The sequence below is a fragment of the Stenotrophomonas sp. SXG-1 genome (assembly GCF_014083965.1).
Classification (GTDB): Bacteria; Pseudomonadota; Gammaproteobacteria; order Xanthomonadales; family Xanthomonadaceae; genus Stenotrophomonas; species Stenotrophomonas geniculata.
This window is the reverse complement of sequence record NZ_CP046588.1, coordinates 222,492-242,876: the sequence shown is the minus strand read 5'-3', so window position 1 is coordinate 242,876 and position 20,385 is coordinate 222,492. Positions and strand designations below refer to the sequence as shown.

The following is a 20,385-nucleotide window of genomic DNA, read 5'->3' as shown; positions in this document are numbered from 1 at the left end:
CAAAACGCCGGGCGTGGCCCGGCGCTACCTTGGTGTTTCCGTGCTGCAGCCGAGCATGGCTCGGCTCTACAGGTGCGAGGTGTTCGAGTGCCGACCAACGGTCGGCAGCCACCGCGCGGCGTGTTACTGGCAGGCCTCGCAGGCTTCCGGGTTTTCCAGCGAGCAGGCGATGGCTTCGTCCGGGCTGAACACCTTGGCCGGGGCCGCGCTGCTCACCGTGGTCTTGGCGATCTTGGTGGCCGGGCGCGAACGCAGGTAGTAGGTGGTCTTGATGCCCTGCTTCCAGGCGTACATGTACATGGAGGACATCGCGCCGATGTTCGGGCTTTCCATGAACAGGTTGAGCGAGGCCGACTGGTCGATGAAGGCGCCACGCTCGGCGGCCATGTCGATCAGCGAGCGCATCGGCAGTTCCCACGCGGTGCGGTAGACCTCGCGCAGCGTTTCCGGAATCTGCGCCACGCCGGCGATGGAACCTTCGGCCAGCTTGATGGCATCGCGCATGTCGGCGGTCCACAGGCCCAGCTTCTTCAGCTCGTTCACCAGGTAGCGGTTGACCTGCAGGAAGTCACCGGACAGGGTCTCGCGCTTGAACAGGTTGGACACCTGCGGCTCGACGCACTCGTAGCAGCCGGCGATCGAGGCGATGGTTGCGGTCGGGGCGATCGCGATCATCAGCGAGTTGCGCAGGCCGTGTTCCTTGATGCGCTCACGCAGGGCATCCCAGCGTGCGGTGTCTTCCGGCACCACGTTCCAGGCGTCGAACTGCAGTTCGCCGCTGGCGGCACGGGTGTCGTTGAACGACGGGTGCTTGCCGCGTTCCTGGGCCAGCTCGCAGGAGGTTTCCAGCGCGTGGAAGTAGATCGCTTCGGCAATCTTCTTCGACAGGGCGCGGGCTTCGGCGCTGTCGAACGGCAGGCGCTTGCGGAAGAACACGTCCTGCAGGCCCATGCAGCCCAGGCCGACCGGACGCCAGCGCAGGTTGGCGCGGCGGGCGGTTTCGATCGGGTAGAAGTTCAGGTCGATGACGCGGTCGAGCTGGCGCACGGCCAGGCGCACGGTCTCGGCCAGCTTCTCGAAGTCGAACTCGTTGTGCTCGTCGAAGTGGTTGCCCAGGTTGATCGAACCCAGGTTGCACACCGCGGTTTCATCGTTGGAGGTGACTTCCAGGATTTCGGTGCACAGGTTGGACAGGTGGATCACGTTGCCCGGACGCAGGGTCTGGTTGCTGGCGCGGTTGCACTTGTCCTTGAAGGTCATCCAGCCGTTGCCGGTCTCGGCCAGCGTACGCATCATGCGGGCGTACAGCTTGCGCGCGGAGATGGTGCGGTTGGCCTTGCCCTGGGCTTCGGCCTGCAGGTAGGCGGCCTCGAAGGCTTCGCCGAACAGGTCGGTGAACTCCGGCACGACGCGCGGATCGAACAGCGACCATTCCTGGTCGGCTTCGACGCGCTTCATGAACAGGTCCGGCACCCAGTTGGCCAGGTTCAGGTTGTGCGTACGGCGGGCTTCGTCACCGGTGTTGTCACGCAGCTCGAGGAAGTCCTCGATGTCGGCGTGCCAGGTTTCCAGGTACACGCAGGCCGCGCCCTTGCGCTTGCCGCCCTGGTTCACCGCGGCCACGGACGAATCCATGGTCTTCAGCCACGGCACGATGCCGTTGGAGTGGCCGTTGGTCGACTTGATCAGCGAACCACGCGAACGCACGCGGGTGTAGCTGACGCCGATGCCGCCGGAGAACTTCGACAGCTGGGCGATGTCGCCGTACTTGGAATAGATCGACTCCAGCGAGTCCTGCGGCGAATCCAGCAGGAAGCACGAGGACAGCTGCTCGTGGGTGGTGCCGGAGTTGAACAGGGTCGGGCTGGACGGCAGGTAGTCCAGGTTGCCCATGCGCTTGTACAGCGCCAGGGTCTCGGACACGTCCTCGCTCAGCGCACTGGCGATGCGCAGGAAGAACTGCTGCGGGGTCTCGATCACCTTGCGGGTGTGCGGGTGGCGCAGCAGGTAACGGTCGTACAGGGTACGCAGGCCGAAGTAATCGAAGTTCAGGTCCAGCGAGATGTCGATGGCATCGTTGAGCTTGCGTGCGTTGGTCTGCACGAAGTTCAGCAGGCGGTCGTTGATCAGGCCGACTTCATGGCCACGGCTGACCGACTGCGAGAATGCGTAGATTTCCTGGCCGGAGACTTCCTTGGCGATGTAGTTGGCCAGCAGGCGCGCAGCCAGGCGGCCGTATTCGGGCTCTTCACCGATCAGCAGGGCGGCGGTGCGGATGGACAGTTCGTCCAGCTCGCGGGTGGTGGCGCCGTTGTACAGGCCGGAAATGGTGCGGGTGGCCACGCGCATCGGATCGACGGCGTGCAGGCCTTCGGAGGAACGCTGCACCGCGCGCACGATCTTGTTCAGGTCCACCAGTTCGGTCGTGCCATTGCGCTTGGTCACACTCATCGCGTTGGCCGTCGGCGGCGACGTCAACAGGAATTCGCTTTCCTTCTCGATGGTGGCGCTGGATTCGGTGGTCACGGCGTGTGTCCTCTTGGCGTGATTGGTGGGTGCTCGATGCATCGGGTGACGCAGCCCGGGACATGACAGCCCAGGATGGCAGGACGGCGTCGCAGGGGATGAGACCCTGCGCCTGCCACTGCCGTTGGCGATCGCGGATGGGTACCCCGGGCATCCCCTGGAATTGGGGTTGCTGCGACCGACGGCCACAAGATAGTGGGGGTAGTGGGGTCCGTCAACGCCAAATGTAGTGAAATTCGGCAATCCCTTGCGCCGCAAGGATCGTGCCATCGGCGCCCGGATCAGACGCTTCAGACCTGCCGGAACGGGCTGCGCAGTCAAGCCCGAAAGGCGTCATTGCGGTGGTACAACGCACCGCGAAAACGGAACAATGACAGCTTCACATGACAGTGATGAAACTGGCTAGGGACAACCCTGTGGATAGATGGTGGGCAGCCGGTGGGAATCCGGTGGACGGGTGACTTCCGGCCGGTGACGCCCGCGCGCTGACGGCGGATGCTGGCCGCTCGCTCCCGGAAAAGGATGCTCCGATGCACCTGCGGTTGCCCGCGCTGGCCCTGCTGCCCGCCCTGTTCATCGCCCCGGCGCTGGCCGCCGAGGGGCTGGACCTGCGTTCGGACCAGTGTGGCATCCATACCGACTATGACGTGCTGGTGGACAGCGGCGGCATCTGGCTGCGGCATGGCCCGCAGGCGCCGCATGAAGTGGTGTTCCACGACGGCGAGCTGAGCCTGGACGGCAGGATGGTCACGGTCAGCGCCGCCGACGCCGCCCGCCTGCGGCAGATGGAGGCCGGTGCCCGCCAGTTGATGCCGGCGGCCACCGCACTGGCCCACGAAGTCTCCGGGGTCACCTTCGATGCGCTGGACGCTGCCTTCGAGGCCATCACCGGCAAGTCCCGCAACCGCCAGATGCGGGCGATGCGCGGCGAGATGCAGGACTGGATCGACGCCAGCCTGGGCCGCGGCTACTGGGAACAGGAAGCCTTCGGCGACGGCTTCGACGCGCACATCGAGCAGATGGCCGAGACGATGGCCGGGTCGATGACCCGCAGCGTGCTGTGGCAGGTGTTCACCGGCCGCGCCGGGGCCATGGAGCGCCGCGCCGACCGCCTCGATGCCGAGGTCGACCGCCGCATGGAAGCGCGCAGCCAGCCGCTGGAAGCCAAGGCAATGGCCCTTTGCCCGCTGGTGCGTTCACTGGCAGAGGCCCACGATGCGCTGGAAGTGCGCTACCAGGGACAGCCACTGCGGCTGCTGGAGCGCGGCGAGAGCGTACGGGCGGAGCACGGCAGCGGTACGGGGCTGCATGTGTCGGCCGGGCCGGATGAGCGGCCGTTGGGGAGCGCGGTTGCGCCCACCCGATAGCCGCGCTGTGCTGTCGTAGAGCCGAGCCCACGCTCGGCTGCTTTTCGGCACATCATGCAAAGGCAGCCGAGCGTGGGCTCGGCTCTACAAACGGCACTACCCTCACGCCCGGTGCGGGGTGCCCAGGTATTCGGCGCTCTGCATTTCGATCAGGCGCGAAGCAGTGCGCTCGAACGCGCCCTGCAGGCGCTGGCCGGTGTACAGCTCGATCGGCGAGGTGCTGGCGGTGCAGACCAGGTTGACGTGGCGGTCGTACAGCTCGTCGATCAGGTTGACGAAGCGGCGCGCGGCGTCTTCGTTCAGGCGATCGAATGCCGGAATGCCGCCCAGCAGCACGGTGTTGAACTCGTGCGCGATCTCGATGTAGTCCGAGGGCCCGCGCGGGCCCTCGCACAGGGCGGCGAAGTCGAACCAGGCAATGCTCTTGCCACGGCCGCGGACCGGAATCTTGCGGCCCTCGATCTCGATGTTGCCGGCCTTGGCCGGTTGGCCGCCACTCAGTTCGTTCCAGCGCGTGGCCAGCCATTCATCGCTGTCGGCGGCCAGCGGTGCTCGGTACACCGGCGAGCGGGTCAGCGCGCGCATGCGGTAATCCTCGGTGCCTTCGGCGTACAGCTCCACGCAGAAGCGCTGCAGCAGGCCGATCGCCGGCAGAAAGCTCTCGCGCTGCAGGCCATTGAGGTACAGGTTCTCCACCGCCGTGTTGGAAGTGGTGACCAGGGTCACGCCCTCGGCGAACAGGCGCTCCAGCAACCGCGCCAGCAGCATCGCATCGCCGATGTCGGTGACGAAGAACTCGTCCAGCACCAGCACGCGCAGGTTGCTGCGCCATTCCTGGGCGATCTTCGCCAGCGGGTCGCTCTGGCCCTGGTGCTCGCGCAGGCGCTCGTGGACGCTGCGCATGAAGCGATGGAAATGCGTGCGGTACTTCTGCTTGATCGGCAGCCCGTCGTAGAACAGGTCGACCAGGAAGGTCTTGCCGCGGCCGACGCCGCCCCAGAAGTACAGGCCCTTCACCGGCTCGGGCTTTTTCCAGAACGAGGACAGGCGGTCCAGCCAGCCGTCCTCGGCACTGTCCAGCAGGCCCAGGTGGATGCGGTCCAGCTCGGCCAGCGCCGCATGCTGGGCCGGGTCGTTCTGCCAGTCGCCACGGGCGACCCCTTCCGCGTACCGCTGCGACGGGGTCAACTCGGTTGCACTCATGCCGCTGCGCCCAGCCAATGTTTCACGCCGTGGGTCAGCGCGCCGCGCAGGTCGATCAGCTTGCGGTGGAAGAAGTGGCTGGTCTCGGGCATGCGCACCAGCTCATGCGGGAAGTCCAGCGTGTCCAGCCACTGGTAGACGGCCTGCGGGTCGACGATCTCGTCCTGCTCGCCCTGGATCACCAACCAGCGCGCCGGCGGTGCGATGCCATCGAAATCCCAGCGACCGGCCGGCGGCGCAATCGAGATCAGCGCTTCCGGCTGCAGCGCGGCAGCGGCCTTCAGCGACACGAACGAGCCGAAGCTGAAACCGGCCAACCACAGGCGGTCGTCCGGACGCTGGCTGCGCACCCAGGCGGCGACGGCCTTCAGGTCATCCTGCTCGCCCACGCCGTGGTCGAACTCACCGGCCGACGCGCCAACACTGCGGAAGTTGAAGCGCACCGTAGCGATGCCCAGCTCGCGCAGGGTGGTGGCGGTCATGGTGACCACCTTGTTGTGCAGGGTGCCACCCTCGGTGGACAGCGGATGGCAGACGATGGCCACGATCGGCTGCACCGGCACATCGGCCTTGGGCAGGTCGACGACCACTTCCAGCGGGCCGGCCGGGCCGTCCAGTTCGAGGCAGGCGGTTTCGCCAGGGGCGACGGGGAACGAAGGCTTGTGCATGGCACCATGATACCGTCCCCTGCCCCCGCCCTGTGCCCGCCCCATGCTCTACCTGTCCTTGGCCGTGATCTGCAGCGTGCTGGTTTCGGTGTTGTTGAAGCTGGCCAACCGCCGCCAGCTGGATGTGGCGCAGATGGTCACCTGGAACTATCTGGTGGCCGCGACAATGACGGCGGTGGTGCTGCAGCCGCCGCTGGATGCACTGCGCGCGCCGCATGCGCCGTGGCTGTCATTGCTGGCGCTGGCGGTGGTGCTGCCGTCGATCTTCCTGGTGCTGGGCCGCGCGGTGGCGGTGGCCGGCATCGTCCGCAGCGACGTGGCGCAGCGGCTGTCGCTGCTGCTGTCATTGGCCGCCGCGTTCCTGTTCTTCGGCCAGACCGCCACGCCGTGGAAGTTGGTCGGCCTGGCGCTGGGCCTGGTCGCCATGGTGGCGATCAGCCTGCGCCCGCGCGGACCGGCGGTGGCGTCCTCACCCGGTGGCTGGGGCTGGCTGCTGGGCGTCTGGGCCGGGTTCGCGGTGGTCGACGTGCTGCTCAAGCAGGTGGCGCTGTCGGGCACGCCGTCGATGGCGGCGGTGCTGGCCAGCTTCAGCGTGGCCTTCGTGCTGATGCTGGCCCTGCAGCTGTGGCGGCATGTCAGTGGCCGCAGCCGGCTGGCCTGGCACAACCTGGGCGCGGGTGCGCTGCTGGGCCTGCTCAATGGCGGCAACATCCTGTTCTATGTGCATGCGCACCAGTCGATGCCGGACAACCCGGCCACCGTGTTCGCCGGCATGAACATCGGCGTGGTGGTGCTGGGTGCACTGGTGGGCGTGTTCGCGTTCGGCGAGGCAACCACGAAGTGGAACCGCGCGGGTCTTGCGCTGGCGGTGCTGGCGATCGGATTGATCGCCTGGGGGTGAGCGTTGGTTGCGGCGGGCCATTTCCGCGCCCGCGGTGGGATGTCACTTTTCTTTTCGCGCGAAAAGAAAAGTAACCAAAAGAAACGCGCCGCCAGCCGCGAGCCGGTGCTGTGCACCGGTTCCCTGCGCTTCTCGGTGAACCAGGGGACGGCGCCGAACTCGCTGCGCTCAGACATCGGCGCCTCTTCGCCCCTGATTCACCTGCGATGCTCGGCTCGCTTGAAGACGGACTGGTAGATCAAAAGCAAAGGCGGCATCCGTGCCGATCAAGGTGCCTACCAGAGCAGATCCCCGGCGAACCTTATCTGTCGAAACCCAGCAGCAGTGGGTCGTGGTCGGAGCTGCGCCACGGGCCCTGCACGTTGCGGCCCTGGTAGCCGCTGGCGTCCTGCTCGTCGGCGTTGCTGTGCCATTCGGCGGCGCCGCGCAGGCGCTTGGCCATGCCCGGGCTCAGCAGCGCGTGGTCAAGGCGGCCGGTATAGCCGTTGTAGACGTAGCTGTAGGGATGCTCGACCTTGGCGACCTTGAACGCGTCCTGCCAGCCCAGGTCATGCAGGGTGCGGATCGGGTCTTCCATCGCGTAGGCATTGAAATCGCCGAGCAGCACCGCGTCCTTGACACCGGTACCGGTCGGGTCGGTCTGCAGCCAGGCATGCAGCTGCTGCGCGGAGGTCACGCGGGTGGCGTTCCAGCAGCCCTGGTTGTCGTTGCGGTCGGCGTCGGCACCGGCGGCGTCGCGGCAGCCCTTCGACTTGAAGTGGTTGGCCACCACCACGAACGGTGCGCCCTGCTTGCCCTGGAAGGCCTGCGCCAGCGGCACGCGACTGTGCTCGACGAATGGACCACCGGTCAGCGTGGCCGGCTTGCCGACCGGCTGCAGGCGCGCGCTGCGGTAGATGATGCCGACCCGGATCGGGTTGACGCCGGGGCCGTTGCCCGCGTCGACGAAGCGCCAGTCGCCCTGCGCGCCGCGGTCCCGGTTGAGCGCATCGACCAGTTCGGCGATGGCCGACTGCGGACCGTAGCCGTCGTTCTCCAGCTCCATCAGCGCGGCGACATCGGCGCCCAGCGCGTTGACCGTGGTGACCAGCTTGGCCACCTGCGCCTTGTGCTCGTCCAGCGTGCGCGCGCCGCGCAGGGTCGGGAAGCCACCGCCCTGGCCATCACCGTTGAAGAAGTTTTCCAGGTTGAAGGCCGCCACGTGCAGGCCGCCCGGCACGGTCGGCACTGCCGGGCGCTTGAGTTCCGGCAGTTTCAGCGCACCCTCGACCTGCAGGCGCGGACGGCCCTGTGCATCCACGCGCACGATGCCCTCCACATTGCGCAGCTGCATGCCAGTGCGCAGCACCGGGTTGCCCGGCAGGTAGGCCACGCTGGCCGGGTCGCGGGCATCGCTGCCGTCGTCCAGCACCAGGCGGCGGCGCTGGTTGTCGGCCATCACCTGCTCGTAGCCGGCAGTACCCGGCGCGGCCACTTCGGTCGGCTGCCAGAGGCGGCCATCGAAGGCCACGGTGAGCTGGCCGAAGCGCTCCAGGCCGTCGGTACCGGCCAGGGTCAGCGGTGCGGCGATGCGCACGCGCTGGCCATCCAGCACACGCCAGTCGGCCGGCGCGGCGGTCAGCACCACGGTGGCGCTGCTGCGCGCAGTGGAGGGCGACGCGACCGGTGCGGCCTGCGGCTGGGCCTGGGCAAAGGCGCCGGCCGGCAGCAGCAGGGACAGGGCAAGGGCGAGGGAACGGCGGCGCATCGACGGGCGACTCCATGGAAGAGGCGCACAGACTAACCCTGAAATGCGAAACCCCGCCTGCGCAGCGGGGGCATATGAGCGATCAGGCCTCGGTGGGCAAAGCCTGGGAATCGTAGAGCCGCGCCCATGCTCGGCTGCACCTGGCCACACCGCGCGCAGAGCAGCTGAGCGTGGGCTCGGCTCTACAGGAAGCAGCGCGTTGGCGCGTCTACTTCAGGTTGCCCAGCATCCAGTCCACGGTGGCGTGGATCTGTTCCTCGGTCAGCGCCGGGTTGCCGCCCTTGGGCGGCATGATGCCGCCGTCCGGGCCGGTGTAGCCCTCGATGGCGTGCTTGTAGAGGGTGTCCTTGCCCTGTGCGATGCGCTTGTCCCAGTGCGAATGGTCCAGCGTCGGCGCCATGCCCACACCCGTGGTGTGGCAGGCGGTGCACAGGTTGTCGAAGATGACCTTGCCGTCCTTGGTGCCGCCGTAGGCCACCTGCGACGCGGCCTTGGCCAGCGCGGCGGCCTTGGCGGCGGCCTGCGCGGCAGCGCCGGTGCTGCCGGCATAGACCGCGCCGGTGGGCGAGATGCGCTGTTCGGTGCGCTTGGCCGCGGCCGGCGACACCTCGGGCGGAATCCGGGTGTGGATGTAGGCGGCAAGGAGGATGAGGCCGAGGGTGATGGTCGCCAGCAGCGCGATCACCATGGAGAAGCGTTTCAGGAACTCCAGATCGTAATTCCGCACTCTTCGTTACCCCTGGCTGATAGTCGTTGGACCACGGCTGAGCGACTGCGTGATGGACCGAGTATAGAACGCGCTTTGCGTGCGACAACAGGCGTCACTGCTGGTGCGGCGCAACATGCGGCCGTGGCCGCATGCGGGTAGCGCCGGGCCGTGCCCGGCGAGCGCGAAGCGCGGCAACAACGGTCGAGGATGGCAACAGCCGCCGGGCATGGCCCGGCGCTACCGTTTTGCGGGGGCGCCGATCGCACGCAGGCAGAAGCTGCAGATCGCATCCACCAGTGCGTCTTCGTCGCGGTGTGCTTCGCGGCTGGGCGCGGTCGGGCCGACCATGGCTTCGGTGAAGGCGCCGACCAGGCAGGCGGCGGCCACATGCGCGTCCTGCGCCGGCAGCTCACCGGCCGCCACGCCCTCCTCCACCAGCCGCAGGAACACGTCACCGAACGCGCGGCGACCGCGCATGCGCTCGGCTTCCACGTCCGGGTCGACCGGTTCAACGATGAAGGCGTGCGCCAGCCCCGGCCCGGCCAGGGCGCGGCGGACGAAGGCGGCGATCGCCAGCCGCAGGCGCTCACTGGCCACCTCCGGGCCACTGGCGATGCGCTCCATGATCGCGACCTCGTGGGCCACCGCAGCGTTGAGCACCTCCACGAACAGCTCGGCCTTGGACGGGAAGTGCCGGTAGATCAGGCCGGTAGACACCCCCGCCTGGGTCGCCACGGCGGTCACCGGTGCATTGCGCCAGCCGCCGGTGGCGACCAGCTCGCGAGTGGCCAGCAGGATCCGTTCACGGGCGCCCGCCAGGCGTTCTTCCATCAGTGCAGAGCGTTTATAGGCCATGTTTTGATTCTATTTTCAATTTTTGAATTTGTATTCACTTCTTGCCCGAACCCCGCTACGCTGGGGTCCAATCGCCCGTGCGGGCAGCGGTCCTGCAGACCGCCGCCCGCTCCCCCGCCGGGTGCGTCCATTTCCTGCCATCCCGCCGTGGAGCCACCACAATGCACGTGCCATCCCTGAACTTCGACCTTGGCGAAGACATCGACCTGCTGCGCCAGAGCGTGGCCCATTTTGCCGCCGCCGAGGTCGCACCGCTGGCCGCCGAGGCCGATGCCACCAATCAGTTCCCGCTGGCCCTGTGGCCGAAGCTGGGCGAACAGGGCCTGCTCGGCCTCACCGTGGAAGAAGAATACGGCGGCACCGGCATGGGCTACCTGGCCCACGTGGTGGCGATGGAAGAGATCTCGCGTGCTTCCGGCGGCATCGGCCTGTCCTACGGCGCGCACTCCAACCTGTGCGTGAACCAGCTGCGCAAGAATGGCAACGAAGAACAGAAACAGCGCTTCCTGCCGGGCCTGTGCAACGGCAGCCTGGTCGGCGCGCTGGCGATGAGCGAGCCGGGTGCCGGTTCGGACGTGGTGTCGATGAAACTGCGCGCCGACAAGCGTGGTGACCGCTACGTGCTCAACGGCAACAAGATGTGGATCACCAACGGCCCGGATGCCGACGTGCTGGTGGTCTATGCCAAGACCGACATGGACGCCGGCGCCAAGGGCATCACCGCGTTCCTGGTCGAGAAGGGCATGAAGGGCTTCTCCACCGCGCAGAAGCTGGACAAGCTGGGCATGCGTTCCTCGCCCACCTGCGAGCTGGTGTTCCAGGACTGCGAAGTACCGGAAGAAAACGTGCTGGGCCAGATCGGTGGCGGCGTGCGCGTGCTGATGTCCGGCCTGGACTACGAGCGCGTGGTGCTGTCCGGCGGCCCGCTGGGCCTGATGGCCGCGGCGATGGACGTGGTGATGCCCTACGTGCACGAGCGCCACCAGTTCGGTGAGGCGATCGGCAGCTTCCAGCTGATCCAGGGCAAGATTGCCGACATGTACGTGGGCCTGGGCGCCTGCCGTGCGTATGTCTATGCCGTGGCACGCGCCTGCGACCAGGGCCGCACCACCCGCCAGGACGCCGCCGGTGCCATCCTGTACGCCGCCGAGAAGGCGACCTGGCTGACCGGCCAGGCGATCCAGATCCTGGGCGGCAACGGCTACATCAACGAATACCCGACCGGCCGTTTGTGGCGCGACGCCAAGCTGTATGAAATCGGCGCCGGCACGTCGGAGATCCGCCGCATGCTGATCGGCCGCGAACTGTTCCAGCGCACCCTGTAAGGCCACCGCGATGACCGTCCTGAACAGCCAGCTGCAACCGGGCAGCGAAACCTTTGAAAGCAACCGCGCGGCCATGCAGGCCGTGGTTGACGACCTGCACGCCACGCTTGCCCGCACTGCACTGGGCGGCAACGAGGCGGCACGCGCCAAGCACACCGCACGCGGCAAGCTGCTGGTGCGCGACCGCATCGACGCCCTGCTCGACCCCGGCAGCGCCTTCCTGGAAATCGCGCCGCTGGCCGCGCACGGCATGTATGACGATGCCGTGCCCGCTGCGGGCGTGGTGGCCGGCATCGGCCGCGTGAGCGGCGTGGAATGCGTGATCGTGGCCAACGATGCCACGGTCAAGGGCGGCACCTACTACCCGATGACGGTGAAGAAGCACCTGCGCGCGCAGGAGATCGCCGAGCAGAACCACCTGCCGTGCATCTACCTGGTCGATTCCGGCGGGGCCTTCCTGCCGCTGCAGGACGAGGTGTTCCCCGACCGCGATCATTTCGGCCGCATCTTCTACAACCAGGCCAACCTGTCGGCGCAGGGCATTCCGCAGATCGCCTGCGTGATGGGCAGCTGCACCGCCGGTGGCGCCTACGTGCCGGCGATGAGCGACGAGACGGTGATCGTGCGCGAGCAGGGCACGATCTTCCTCGGCGGCCCGCCGCTGGTGAAGGCCGCCACCGGTGAAGTGGTGACGGCCGAGGAACTGGGCGGTGCCGACGTACACACCCGCATCTCCGGCGTGGCCGACCACATGGCCGACAACGATCTGCAGGCGCTGGCACGGGTGCGCGCGATCATCGCACAGCTGAACTGGCGCAAGCCGGAGCCGGCGATGGCGGTGCAGGCGCCCGAGGAACCGCTGCTGCCGGCGCATGAACTGTATGGGGTGATTCCCGCCGATACGCGCAAGCCCTACGACGTGCGCGAAGTGATCGCACGCCTGGTCGATGGCTCGCGCTTTGACGAGTTCAAGCCGCGCTATGGCGCAACACTGGTTACCGGCTTCGCGCATCTGAACGGCTACCCGATCGGCATCATCGCCAACAACGGCATCCTGTTCTCCGAGTCGGCACTGAAAGGCGCGCACTTCATCGAGCTGTGCACCCAGCGCAACATCCCGCTGGTGTTCCTGCAGAACATCACCGGCTTCATGGTCGGCCGCAAGTACGAACAGGGCGGCATCGCCAAGGACGGCGCCAAGCTGGTGATGGCAGTAGCCTGCGCCAAGGTTCCCAAGTTCACCGTGGTCATCGGCGGCTCGTTCGGGGCTGGCAACTACGGCATGTGCGGCCGCGCCTATTCGCCCAACTTCCTGTGGATGTGGCCCAACGCACGCATCGGCGTGATGGGCGGCGAACAGGCCGCCAGCGTTCTGGCCACGGTCAAGCGCGATGGCATCGAAGCCAAGGGCGGCCAGTGGCCGGCAGCGGAGGAAGATGCGTTCAAGGCACCGATCCGCGAGCAGTTCGAGCAGCAGGGCCACCCGTACTACGCCAGCGCGCGCCTGTGGGACGACGGCGTGATCGATCCGGCCGACACCCGCCGCGTACTGGCCCTGGCGCTGTCGGCCAGCCTCAACGCCGCCCCGCAGCAGACGCGCTTCGGCGTGTTCCGCATGTAACCCGTGCCATGACCGAGCCTGTTGCCATGTTCACCAAAGTCCTGATCGCCAATCGCGGCGAAATCGCCTGTCGCGTCATCGCCACCTGCCGCCGCCTCGGCATCGCCACCGTGGCGGTATATTCCGATGCCGACCGCAACGCGCGCCACGTGCGCCTGGCCGACGAAGCCATCCACATCGGTCCGGCCGCTGCACGTGAAAGTTACCTGCGCGGCGATGCCCTGCTCGACGCCGCACGCCTGACCGGCGCGCAGGCGATCCACCCCGGTTACGGCTTCCTGTCCGAGAATGCCGACTTCGCCGATGCCTGCGCCGCCGCCGGCATCACCTTCATCGGGCCGCCGGCCAGCGCCATCCGCGCGATGGGCGACAAGAGCGCGGCCAAGGCGCTGATGGCCAAGGCCGGTGTACCACTGACGCCGGGCTACCACGGCGACCAGCAGGAACCGTCCTTCCTGCGCGAACAGGCCGACGCCATCGGTTACCCGGTGCTGATCAAGGCCAGCGCCGGTGGCGGTGGCAAGGGCATGCGCAAGGTCGAGCGCAGCGAGGACTTCGTCGATGCGCTGGCCAGCTGCCAGCGCGAGGCGGCCTCGGCGTTCGGCAATGACCACGTGCTGGTCGAGAAGTATGTCGAGCGCCCGCGCCATATCGAAATCCAGGTGTTCGGCGACAGCCACGGTGAGGCGGTCTACCTGTTCGAGCGCGACTGCTCGGTGCAGCGCCGCCACCAGAAGGTGCTGGAAGAAGCCCCGGCGCCAGGCATGAGTGCAGAACGTCGCGCGGCGATGGGCAAGGCGGCGGTCGATGCCGCGCGCGCGGTGGGCTACGTCGGTGCCGGCACGGTGGAGTTCATCGCCGGCCCGGACGGCGATTTCTACTTCATGGAAATGAACACCCGCCTTCAGGTCGAGCACCCGGTGACCGAATACATCACCGGCACCGACCTGGTGGAATGGCAGCTGCGCGTGGCCTCGGGCTTGCCGCTGCCGCTGCGCCAGGAGCAGCTGGCGATCCACGGCCATGCCATCGAAGCACGCCTGTACGCAGAAGATGCCGACCGCGGCTTCCTGCCCTCCACCGGTACCCTGCGCCGCCTGCGCCTGCCGGCTCCGTCTGCCCATGTGCGCGTGGATACCGGAGTGGAGGAAGGCGACAGCATCACCCCGTACTACGACCCGATGATCGCCAAGCTGATCGTCTGGGACGTGGACCGCGACGCCGCGCTGCGCCGCATGAGCCAGGCACTGGCCGACTGCCAGGTGGTGGGCGTGACCACCAATGCCGGCTTCCTGCGCCGCCTGGTGAACACCGATTCGTTCGCGCACGCCAAGCTGGATACCGCGCTGATCGAACGCGAACAGGCGGCATTGAGTGCAGCGGGCGATACGGATGATGCCCTGTGGCAGCTGGCCGCCGTGGCCGCTGTTGCAAGCACTGCCGGTGCCGGCAGCGATGCGCGCGACCCGCATTCGCCGTGGCAGGCGCAGGACGGCTGGCGCCTTGGCGCGTCCGCGCCGCGCGTATTGCCGCTGCAGCAGGGAGAGCGCCGGCACACGCTGAAGGTGTGGGCGCAGGCCGATGGCTGGCGCGTGCAGTGCGACGATGCGGCGCCGGTGCAGGTGATCGGCACGGCCAGTATGCAGGGCCTGACGGTGCAGCTGGGCGAGCGCCGCTGGTCGTTGCAGCTGCTGCGCGACGGTGACCAGCTGTACCTGTTCGGCGCCGACGGCCAGCACCGTTTCACCCTGCACGATCCGGTGGGTGAATCGGACCACGCCGTGGCCGACGCCGGCAGCCTGCTGGCGCCGATGCCGGGCAAGATCGTTGCGACGCTGGTCGCCGCCGGTACCGAGGTCAAGCGCGGCACGCCGCTGGTGGTGCTGGAAGCGATGAAGATGGAGCACACGCTGCAGGCACCGGCGGACGGCACGGTGAAGGGTTACCGCGCCAAGGCCGGCGACCAGGTGGGTGACGGTGCAGTACTGGTGGACTTCGAGGCGGCGTGAACGCCGCGGCGGCGACCGCTCAGCGGTCGTCGCCCACCACCACCCGGCCAGCAGGATCGAATTCGGCCGTGTCCAGCGTGGCACTGCGCCAGCCCAGGCCGCAGATGGCCATCGCGCTCTGCCCGATGCCGTCGAAACCGAAGGCACGATCGACATCGGCATCGTTGATGGCTGCGGTGACGAATGCCGCCAGGCCACGCTCGGTCGCGCACAGGTACAGCAGCTGCGAGATGTGGCCGACATCCAGCGTCACCGCACGATACGCCTTGGCGTGGTTGCGGTACTTCCAGAAGCAGCGGTCGTACCGCGGTGCCAGCACCAGCAGCGCCGGTGCATCGGCGAACCACTCCTGACCGGACAGCATCCGCCGTGCCAGCGCGGGCAATGCATCAGGCGGCGGCGAGGGCAGCGGCAGCACGGCGTGCTGCACCGGGTGGTAGTGGTACAGGCCCGGTGCCAGTCCTTCCACGTTCTGCACCAGCAGGAAACCTTCGGTGGGATGCAGGCCGCCACCGGAGGGCACGTTCTTCTTCAGGAACTCGGTATCACGCTCGACCTTCTGCACCGCGTGGGCCATCAGCGTGCGCTGCAGCACCTGGGCCAGCAGCGGCAATGGCAGCGCGCGCTGCGGGTCGAAATTGCGGCAGGTCGTGCGCTGCGCCAGCAGCGCGTCGAACGCCGCCTCTTCGCTGCGCGGCAACGGCTGGTAGTCGCCCTGCAGGGCCTGCACCACCGGTGGTGGCGGCCCCAGCCGCTGGCGCAGGCCGGCAGCGGTATCCAGCCCCTGGCGACGCATGTCCTCCACGCTGTCCACCGCCTGCCAGCGCGCATGGCGATGGGCCAGTGCGGCCAACGGCCACCACTGGCTGCGACGCAATGCCTCATCACGCATCTGGTGCCCGACCTCATCCGGCGGGTCGGTCAGCACCAGCCCCTGCTCGACCAGGCGCGCCAGCATCGCCGGAGAGGTGCCGGCCGGCGGTTCGCTCCAGCGGTGCGCGCTGAGCTCGCCCAGCAGCTGGCGCTCCTCGGCGTCCACCGGCAGCGGCTGGTCCAGATGGGCGGCCAGGGCCACCCAGCTGATCTGGCTGTCCATCTCGGCCTGGCCGGCCAGCATCGCGCGCAGGTCCAGGGTGACCGACTCGCGGGGCTCGAACATCAGGCTGGCGCAGCGGCGCAGGCGCATGGGTTTCCTTCCTTCTGCCGCACAACCGGCATAGCAGCAACGACCGCGACGCGGCCAACTTTAGCGACATGCACGCCACCGCCCTCAATGGCAGGCTGTCGCGGCCGATACGAGAAACTCAACCTACGGACGATCCCCATGAGTACCCATCCCCGCCTTTCCGCCGAAGACGCCAGCACCCTGCTGGACCACCTCATCGGCAACGACGACTTCCGCAACCACTTCACCGCATCGCCGGGCAAGGCCCTGGCCTCGATCGGCCTGGACGGTGCCGTTGGCGAGAACGACTGCATGAAGGTCGGCACCCTGGCTTCGGTCGAGGAGCTGCGCCGCACCCGCGATTCGCTGCATGCATACCTGAGTGCCTCGACCGCCTCGATGACGGTGGTGTTCTGCTTCGAAGCCGACCGGATCGACGAGCGCGTCAACGCCTGAGTCCGCATCAGCGCGGCACCCGCACCGACGTCGCCTCCGTGGCGATGTCGTGCACATTCAGGGGCTGCCAGACCTGCATGGACGCCACCTCGGCAATGGCCTGACCGTGGTGCCGGGCCAGCCAGGCCTGCTCGCGGCGCACGCCGGCAGTGTCCTGCTCGGCACGCAATGCCTGCAGCAGCACAACATGGGCCTGCACCGGTTCGCTGCCATCAAAGGTGGGCTCGAGCAGATGGCGTGCCGCTTGTGGACGCTGTTGCGCCAGTTCGGCCATCGCCAGCACAACCCGGCGCCACTTGCCCACCACAGGACTGCGCTGCCGCTCCAGCAGTTCGCCGTGGTCACGCAGCCACTCTGCGGCCAGCGCATGCTGGCCCTGGCGCTGGGCCAGATAGGTCAGGGCCAGCAACTGCAGACTGCGGCTACCCACGGCGGAATCGTCGTTCTTCCGCAGCAGCGGTCGCAGCATGGCGGCGATGGATTCAAGCTCCTTCGCATCGCCGGCCGTGCACAACGTGGTCACGGTGGCGTGTTGCAGCCGTTGATGGATCTGGTAGTCGATCAGATCCGGTGCCGGGCCATCCGCAGCGATCGCGGCATGCAGGCTGCTGCAATCACGCTGCTCCGCAGCCACCAGCAGGTTTGCCCGCAGGCGCATGCGCTGTTGCAGGTCATCCCCCCGCGGCAACCGCATCAACAGCTGCTGTGCCTGTGCGTCCAGGCCCTGCGCAACCAGCACGTCCACATCCAGGTCGTCGGCCTCGTCATTGCCGCGCAGCATCTGTGCCTGGTGCAAGGTGCGCATTGCCTGCTGCGGCTGGCCGAGGCCCAACTGTGCCCGCGCCAGATGGATCATCGGATACAGCCGCAACGGGTCCTGAGGCACCGTCGCGGCGCGCGCATAGGGCGCGGCCTCGGCGAAGCGATTGTCCTGCAGCAGCCCCCAGGAGGTATTGGACAGCCCCGCAAACGAATCCGGATAGATCTTGGCCAGTGCACGCCACTGTTCCAGCGGCCAGCCACCGGGTTCCAGTTCGGCCTGCCAGCCCTTCAGGTACAGGCGCTCACGCGCGGGCAAGCGCTGCTGCTGGGCCAGCGCGTGCTCCAGCGCGTCACGCGCGTCCGCAACCTGCGCAGTGCGGGCCAGCAGCTTGGCCACGCCCATGTAGGCCAGGGCGAAACCGGGATCGATATCGATCGCCGCCTGGTAGAGGTTGCGTGCTTCTTCGAAGCGACGCTGGCCCAGTGCGCTTTCGGCCAGGGCAAACGCACGCAGTGCGCGCAGGTCCTGGGTCGATGCCCGCGGCAGCGGCAACGACTGTTCCAGGCTCGCCACCGATTCGCCCAGTCCGCGACGCAGGCGCCCGACCACGTCGTCCACCGCGAACACCATCTGGTCGGATCGATCCGCGGTGGCGGTGAACGTCTGGATCACCTGGCCGCTGCCCGGTGCTGCGACGTCGATGGCGAGCTCGTAGCCACCGATCTTCTGCCGCACCGTCGGCAGCAGCACGGCGCGCGCGCCTTCCCGCACCGCCACGTTGGCTGCGGTATCGCGGCTGAGCCGGGTATCGCCCGAGAGCCGCGCCATTTCCAGGCTCTCGCGGATCTTGCCCTCCGACAGCACGTTCACGTAGCGCGACTGCTCCAGCGCGATGCGGATCGCGTGCCGCATCGAATCGTCGAAGATCGGATCACCGGTGAGATTGTCGACATCCCCGAGCACCACCCAGTCGCGTTCGGCGAACGCGATCGCCGGCTCCGGCCGCAGCAGCAGCCAGCCGCCCAGCACCGCCACCGTCAGTACCAGACCTTCAGCGGCCAGCACCAACGGCTGCCGCCACAGCGGCAGGTCGCGGCGCGCCTTGGCATTGGCACGTGGCATGCGCAGCGGCGCCGAGCCGATCTCGCCTACTTCGATCACTTCCTGCACCACCGGCACGCCCTTGAAGCGCCAGCGCCCGTGCGACTTCCACAGCAGGCGCGCGCCGCGCTCGCCCAACGCATCGGTGGCGCGGCGGGTCAGTGATTCGGCCACGGCCGACAACAGGATCTGGCCAGGCCGTGCCAGCATCATCAGGCGCGCCGCCATCGGCTTGGCCAGCCCTTCCACTTCCATCGACTTGGCGCCGGCGCGCACCGCTTCGGGACTGTTGTCCCAGGTCAGTACGTCACCCACATGCAGGCCGGCACGCGCACGCAGTTCAATCGAACGCTGCTGGCCCAGCGTGTGCAGTTCGCACTGGTAGTCCAGCGCGAAACCGAGCGCATCGATGGCGCGCTCGAACAGCATGAACAGGCCGTCGGAGCGATCGATCAGCTGGCCATTCCAGCGGTGCTGCAACACCAGCACCAGGCGGTCGTGTTCCTGGAACAGGCTCGCGGCCGCGACGTCGCCGATCCGCTCGACCAGCTGCAGCGAATCACACAGATCGGTGAACAGCAGGGCGCGTAGCTGGGGGCTATGCGGGGCTGACGTTCCGTTGTCGCCATTCATCGCCTGCATCTCCCTATGGGCCGTCCGGAGCATCCACCCAGCGCAGGCAGTTGCCGCCATCGCGCTTGGCCTGGTACAGCGCGCGGTCCGCGCTGGCATACCACTCGCTCCAGCCGGCCTCCGGCGCCAGCAGGCTGGCACCGATGCTGACCAGGCTGACATGCGGCGTGCCATGACTGCGTTCGAGCAGGCCATGCACCGCGCTGAGGATGAACTCGGCCGCGTGCTGCACGATCTCGTGATTGCCACGGCGCAGGATCAGGCAGAACTCATCGCCGCCGAGGCGGCAGGCCAGGTCCTGCTCACCGGCCATCGAGCGCAGGATGTTGCCCATGCTCTGCAGCACACGGTCGCCGGCCTGGTGGCCGTGACGATCATTGATCTGCTTGAAGCGGTCGCAGTCGATCAGCAGCAGGGCCTGCGGCAACCCGTCACCGTCGGCGCGGCACTCCTGCAGGTACAGGGTCAGGCCACGGCGGTTGTGCAGCCCGGTCAGTTCATCGGTACGCACCAGCTCACGGGTGTGGGTCAGCTGATGGGTGGTGATGTACAGATTGTCCAGCGCGGTTTCCAGATCATGGTTGCGCCGGCGCAGCTGGCTGATCAGGGCCTGCTCGTTGGTCAGCACGCGCATGATCGTGCGGCGCAGGAAGTAGGCGACCAGGCCGGGATCGGATTCCACCAGGCGATGGAAATCGGCCGGGCCCAGCTCCAGTACTTCGCAGTCGGCCAGCGCGCGTGCACTGGCGCTGCGCAGGTGATCACCGACCAGCAGGCCAAGCTCACCGAAGAACTCATGCTGGCCGAGCGTCTTGATCACCAGGTCCTCGCCGAAGTCCAGTTCGATCTGGCCCTGGAGGATCACATACATCCGTTCGCCGCGATGGCCACGCTGGAACAACCACTGTCCGGCATGAAGCTTGCATGGACGGGCAAATCTGGCGAACAATGCCACCTCGGCAGCGGACAGCAGCGCGTGCACGATCTCGGCCATCGCCACCCGGGCGATACCTGACGTCACATCACTGTTCTCGGCCGCACCCCTGCCGGTCATTCCCTGCACCCGCCGCCAGCGTCCCCTGGTGAGCCGCGGAGCATAGCACCGCTTTAAAGTGTGCGCCCTATCTCATTTTGACCCTTCTGCCGATCTTGATTGATGTGAAGATCGATGGTGGCCCGTTCTGGTCACGGGTGTCCGGGCAAAACCCCTGCTGGATCAATCCGATGCCGGGTTTCACAGGGTTTCGGCCAAGTTGCCGGCACACGGGGTGCGCCTGATTGACGCTGCCTGCTGGCCGCGCCTTTGCATCGATACAACAACGCCGGCAGGTCCCCC

15 protein-coding genes are annotated in these 20,385 nt (G+C 67.6%); 6 read left to right on the top strand and 9 right to left on the bottom strand.

From position 1 onward, the window contains the following. Window positions 1-123: 123 nt before the first annotated feature. Window positions 124-2,526 carry a ribonucleoside-diphosphate reductase subunit alpha gene (locus tag GOC52_RS01030; protein WP_191850454.1) on the bottom strand — a complete coding sequence of 801 codons (2,403 nt, stop codon included), beginning with the start codon at window positions 2,524-2,526 and terminating at the stop codon, window positions 124-126. Window positions 2,527-3,056: 530 nt separating this feature from the next. Between GOC52_RS01030 and GOC52_RS01025 the strand changes: the two genes are divergently transcribed. Beyond that, window positions 3,057-3,893, top strand: a complete 837-nt coding sequence (locus tag GOC52_RS01025) for a DUF2884 family protein (protein ID WP_043400613.1) — start codon at window positions 3,057-3,059, stop codon at window positions 3,891-3,893. A 102-nt stretch (window positions 3,894-3,995) separates the two neighbouring features. On the opposite strand, the gene zapE is transcribed toward GOC52_RS01025, so the two are convergent. After that, the gene (gene zapE, locus GOC52_RS01020) at window positions 3,996-5,096 is read right to left on the bottom strand and encodes a cell division protein ZapE (RefSeq protein WP_029380119.1); all 1,101 of its coding nucleotides are present in this window, start codon (window positions 5,094-5,096) and stop codon (window positions 3,996-3,998) included. After that, the gene (locus tag GOC52_RS01015) at window positions 5,093-5,764 is read right to left on the bottom strand and encodes an alpha/beta hydrolase (RefSeq protein WP_043400616.1); all 672 of its coding nucleotides are present in this window, start codon (window positions 5,762-5,764) and stop codon (window positions 5,093-5,095) included. The genes zapE and GOC52_RS01015 overlap by 4 nt, the downstream gene beginning before the upstream one ends. A 43-nt stretch (window positions 5,765-5,807) precedes the next feature. On the opposite strand from GOC52_RS01015, the gene GOC52_RS01010 reads away from it, so the two are divergent. After that, window positions 5,808-6,665, top strand: a complete 858-nt coding sequence (locus GOC52_RS01010) for an EamA family transporter (protein WP_043400619.1) — start codon at window positions 5,808-5,810, stop codon at window positions 6,663-6,665. Between the two features lie 301 nt (window positions 6,666-6,966). On the opposite strand, the gene GOC52_RS01005 is transcribed toward GOC52_RS01010, so the two are convergent. From GOC52_RS01005 to GOC52_RS00995, 3 genes are all read right to left on the bottom strand, one after another. Continuing rightward, complete coding sequence (locus GOC52_RS01005) at window positions 6,967-8,412, bottom strand: ExeM/NucH family extracellular endonuclease (protein ID WP_043400622.1); 1,446 nt, start codon at window positions 8,410-8,412, stop codon at window positions 6,967-6,969. A 208-nt stretch (window positions 8,413-8,620) separates the two neighbouring features. Continuing rightward, window positions 8,621-9,139 carry a c-type cytochrome gene (locus GOC52_RS01000; protein ID WP_043400625.1) on the bottom strand — a complete coding sequence of 173 codons (519 nt, stop codon included), beginning with the start codon at window positions 9,137-9,139 and terminating at the stop codon, window positions 8,621-8,623. 219 nt (window positions 9,140-9,358) lie between these two features. Further along, window positions 9,359-9,976 carry a TetR/AcrR family transcriptional regulator gene (locus tag GOC52_RS00995; protein WP_019661871.1) on the bottom strand — a complete coding sequence of 206 codons (618 nt, stop codon included), beginning with the start codon at window positions 9,974-9,976 and terminating at the stop codon, window positions 9,359-9,361. 161 nt (window positions 9,977-10,137) lie between these two features. Here GOC52_RS00995 and GOC52_RS00990 point away from each other — a divergent pair, with 161 nt between their 5' ends. Genes GOC52_RS00990 through GOC52_RS00980 form a run of 3 tightly spaced genes read left to right on the top strand, consistent with a single transcriptional unit; the run spans window position 10,138 to window position 14,931 of the window. Then, the gene (locus tag GOC52_RS00990) at window positions 10,138-11,301 is read left to right on the top strand and encodes an isovaleryl-CoA dehydrogenase (RefSeq protein ID WP_019337659.1); all 1,164 of its coding nucleotides are present in this window, start codon (window positions 10,138-10,140) and stop codon (window positions 11,299-11,301) included. A 10-nt stretch (window positions 11,302-11,311) separates the two neighbouring features. Then, window positions 11,312-12,922, top strand: a complete 1,611-nt coding sequence (locus GOC52_RS00985) for a carboxyl transferase domain-containing protein (RefSeq protein ID WP_043400628.1) — start codon at window positions 11,312-11,314, stop codon at window positions 12,920-12,922. A gap of 8 nt (window positions 12,923-12,930) precedes the next feature. Further along, entirely contained in the window at window positions 12,931-14,931 is a 2,001-nt protein-coding gene (locus GOC52_RS00980) for an acetyl/propionyl/methylcrotonyl-CoA carboxylase subunit alpha (RefSeq protein ID WP_010487059.1), read from the top strand. A gap of 19 nt (window positions 14,932-14,950) precedes the next feature. Here GOC52_RS00980 and GOC52_RS00975 read toward each other — a convergent pair whose 3' ends face one another. Beyond that, window positions 14,951-16,117 carry a putative peptide maturation dehydrogenase gene (locus tag GOC52_RS00975; RefSeq protein ID WP_010487060.1) on the bottom strand — a complete coding sequence of 389 codons (1,167 nt, stop codon included), beginning with the start codon at window positions 16,115-16,117 and terminating at the stop codon, window positions 14,951-14,953. A gap of 138 nt (window positions 16,118-16,255) precedes the next feature. Between GOC52_RS00975 and GOC52_RS00970 the strand changes: the two genes are divergently transcribed. Continuing rightward, window positions 16,256-16,552 carry an NHLP-related RiPP peptide gene (locus GOC52_RS00970; RefSeq protein WP_019337657.1) on the top strand — a complete coding sequence of 99 codons (297 nt, stop codon included), beginning with the start codon at window positions 16,256-16,258 and terminating at the stop codon, window positions 16,550-16,552. 7 nt (window positions 16,553-16,559) lie between these two features. Here GOC52_RS00970 and GOC52_RS00965 read toward each other — a convergent pair whose 3' ends face one another. Together GOC52_RS00965 and GOC52_RS00960 are read right to left on the bottom strand one after the other, a co-directional pair. Beyond that, a complete protein-coding gene (locus GOC52_RS00965) occupies window positions 16,560-19,058 on the bottom strand; it encodes a putative peptide modification system cyclase (RefSeq protein ID WP_052148819.1) in 2,499 nt (832 codons plus the stop codon). 4 nt (window positions 19,059-19,062) lie between these two features. Then, window positions 19,063-20,103 carry a GGDEF domain-containing protein gene (locus GOC52_RS00960; RefSeq protein ID WP_019337655.1) on the bottom strand — a complete coding sequence of 347 codons (1,041 nt, stop codon included), beginning with the start codon at window positions 20,101-20,103 and terminating at the stop codon, window positions 19,063-19,065. Window positions 20,104-20,385: the final 282 nt, after the last annotated feature.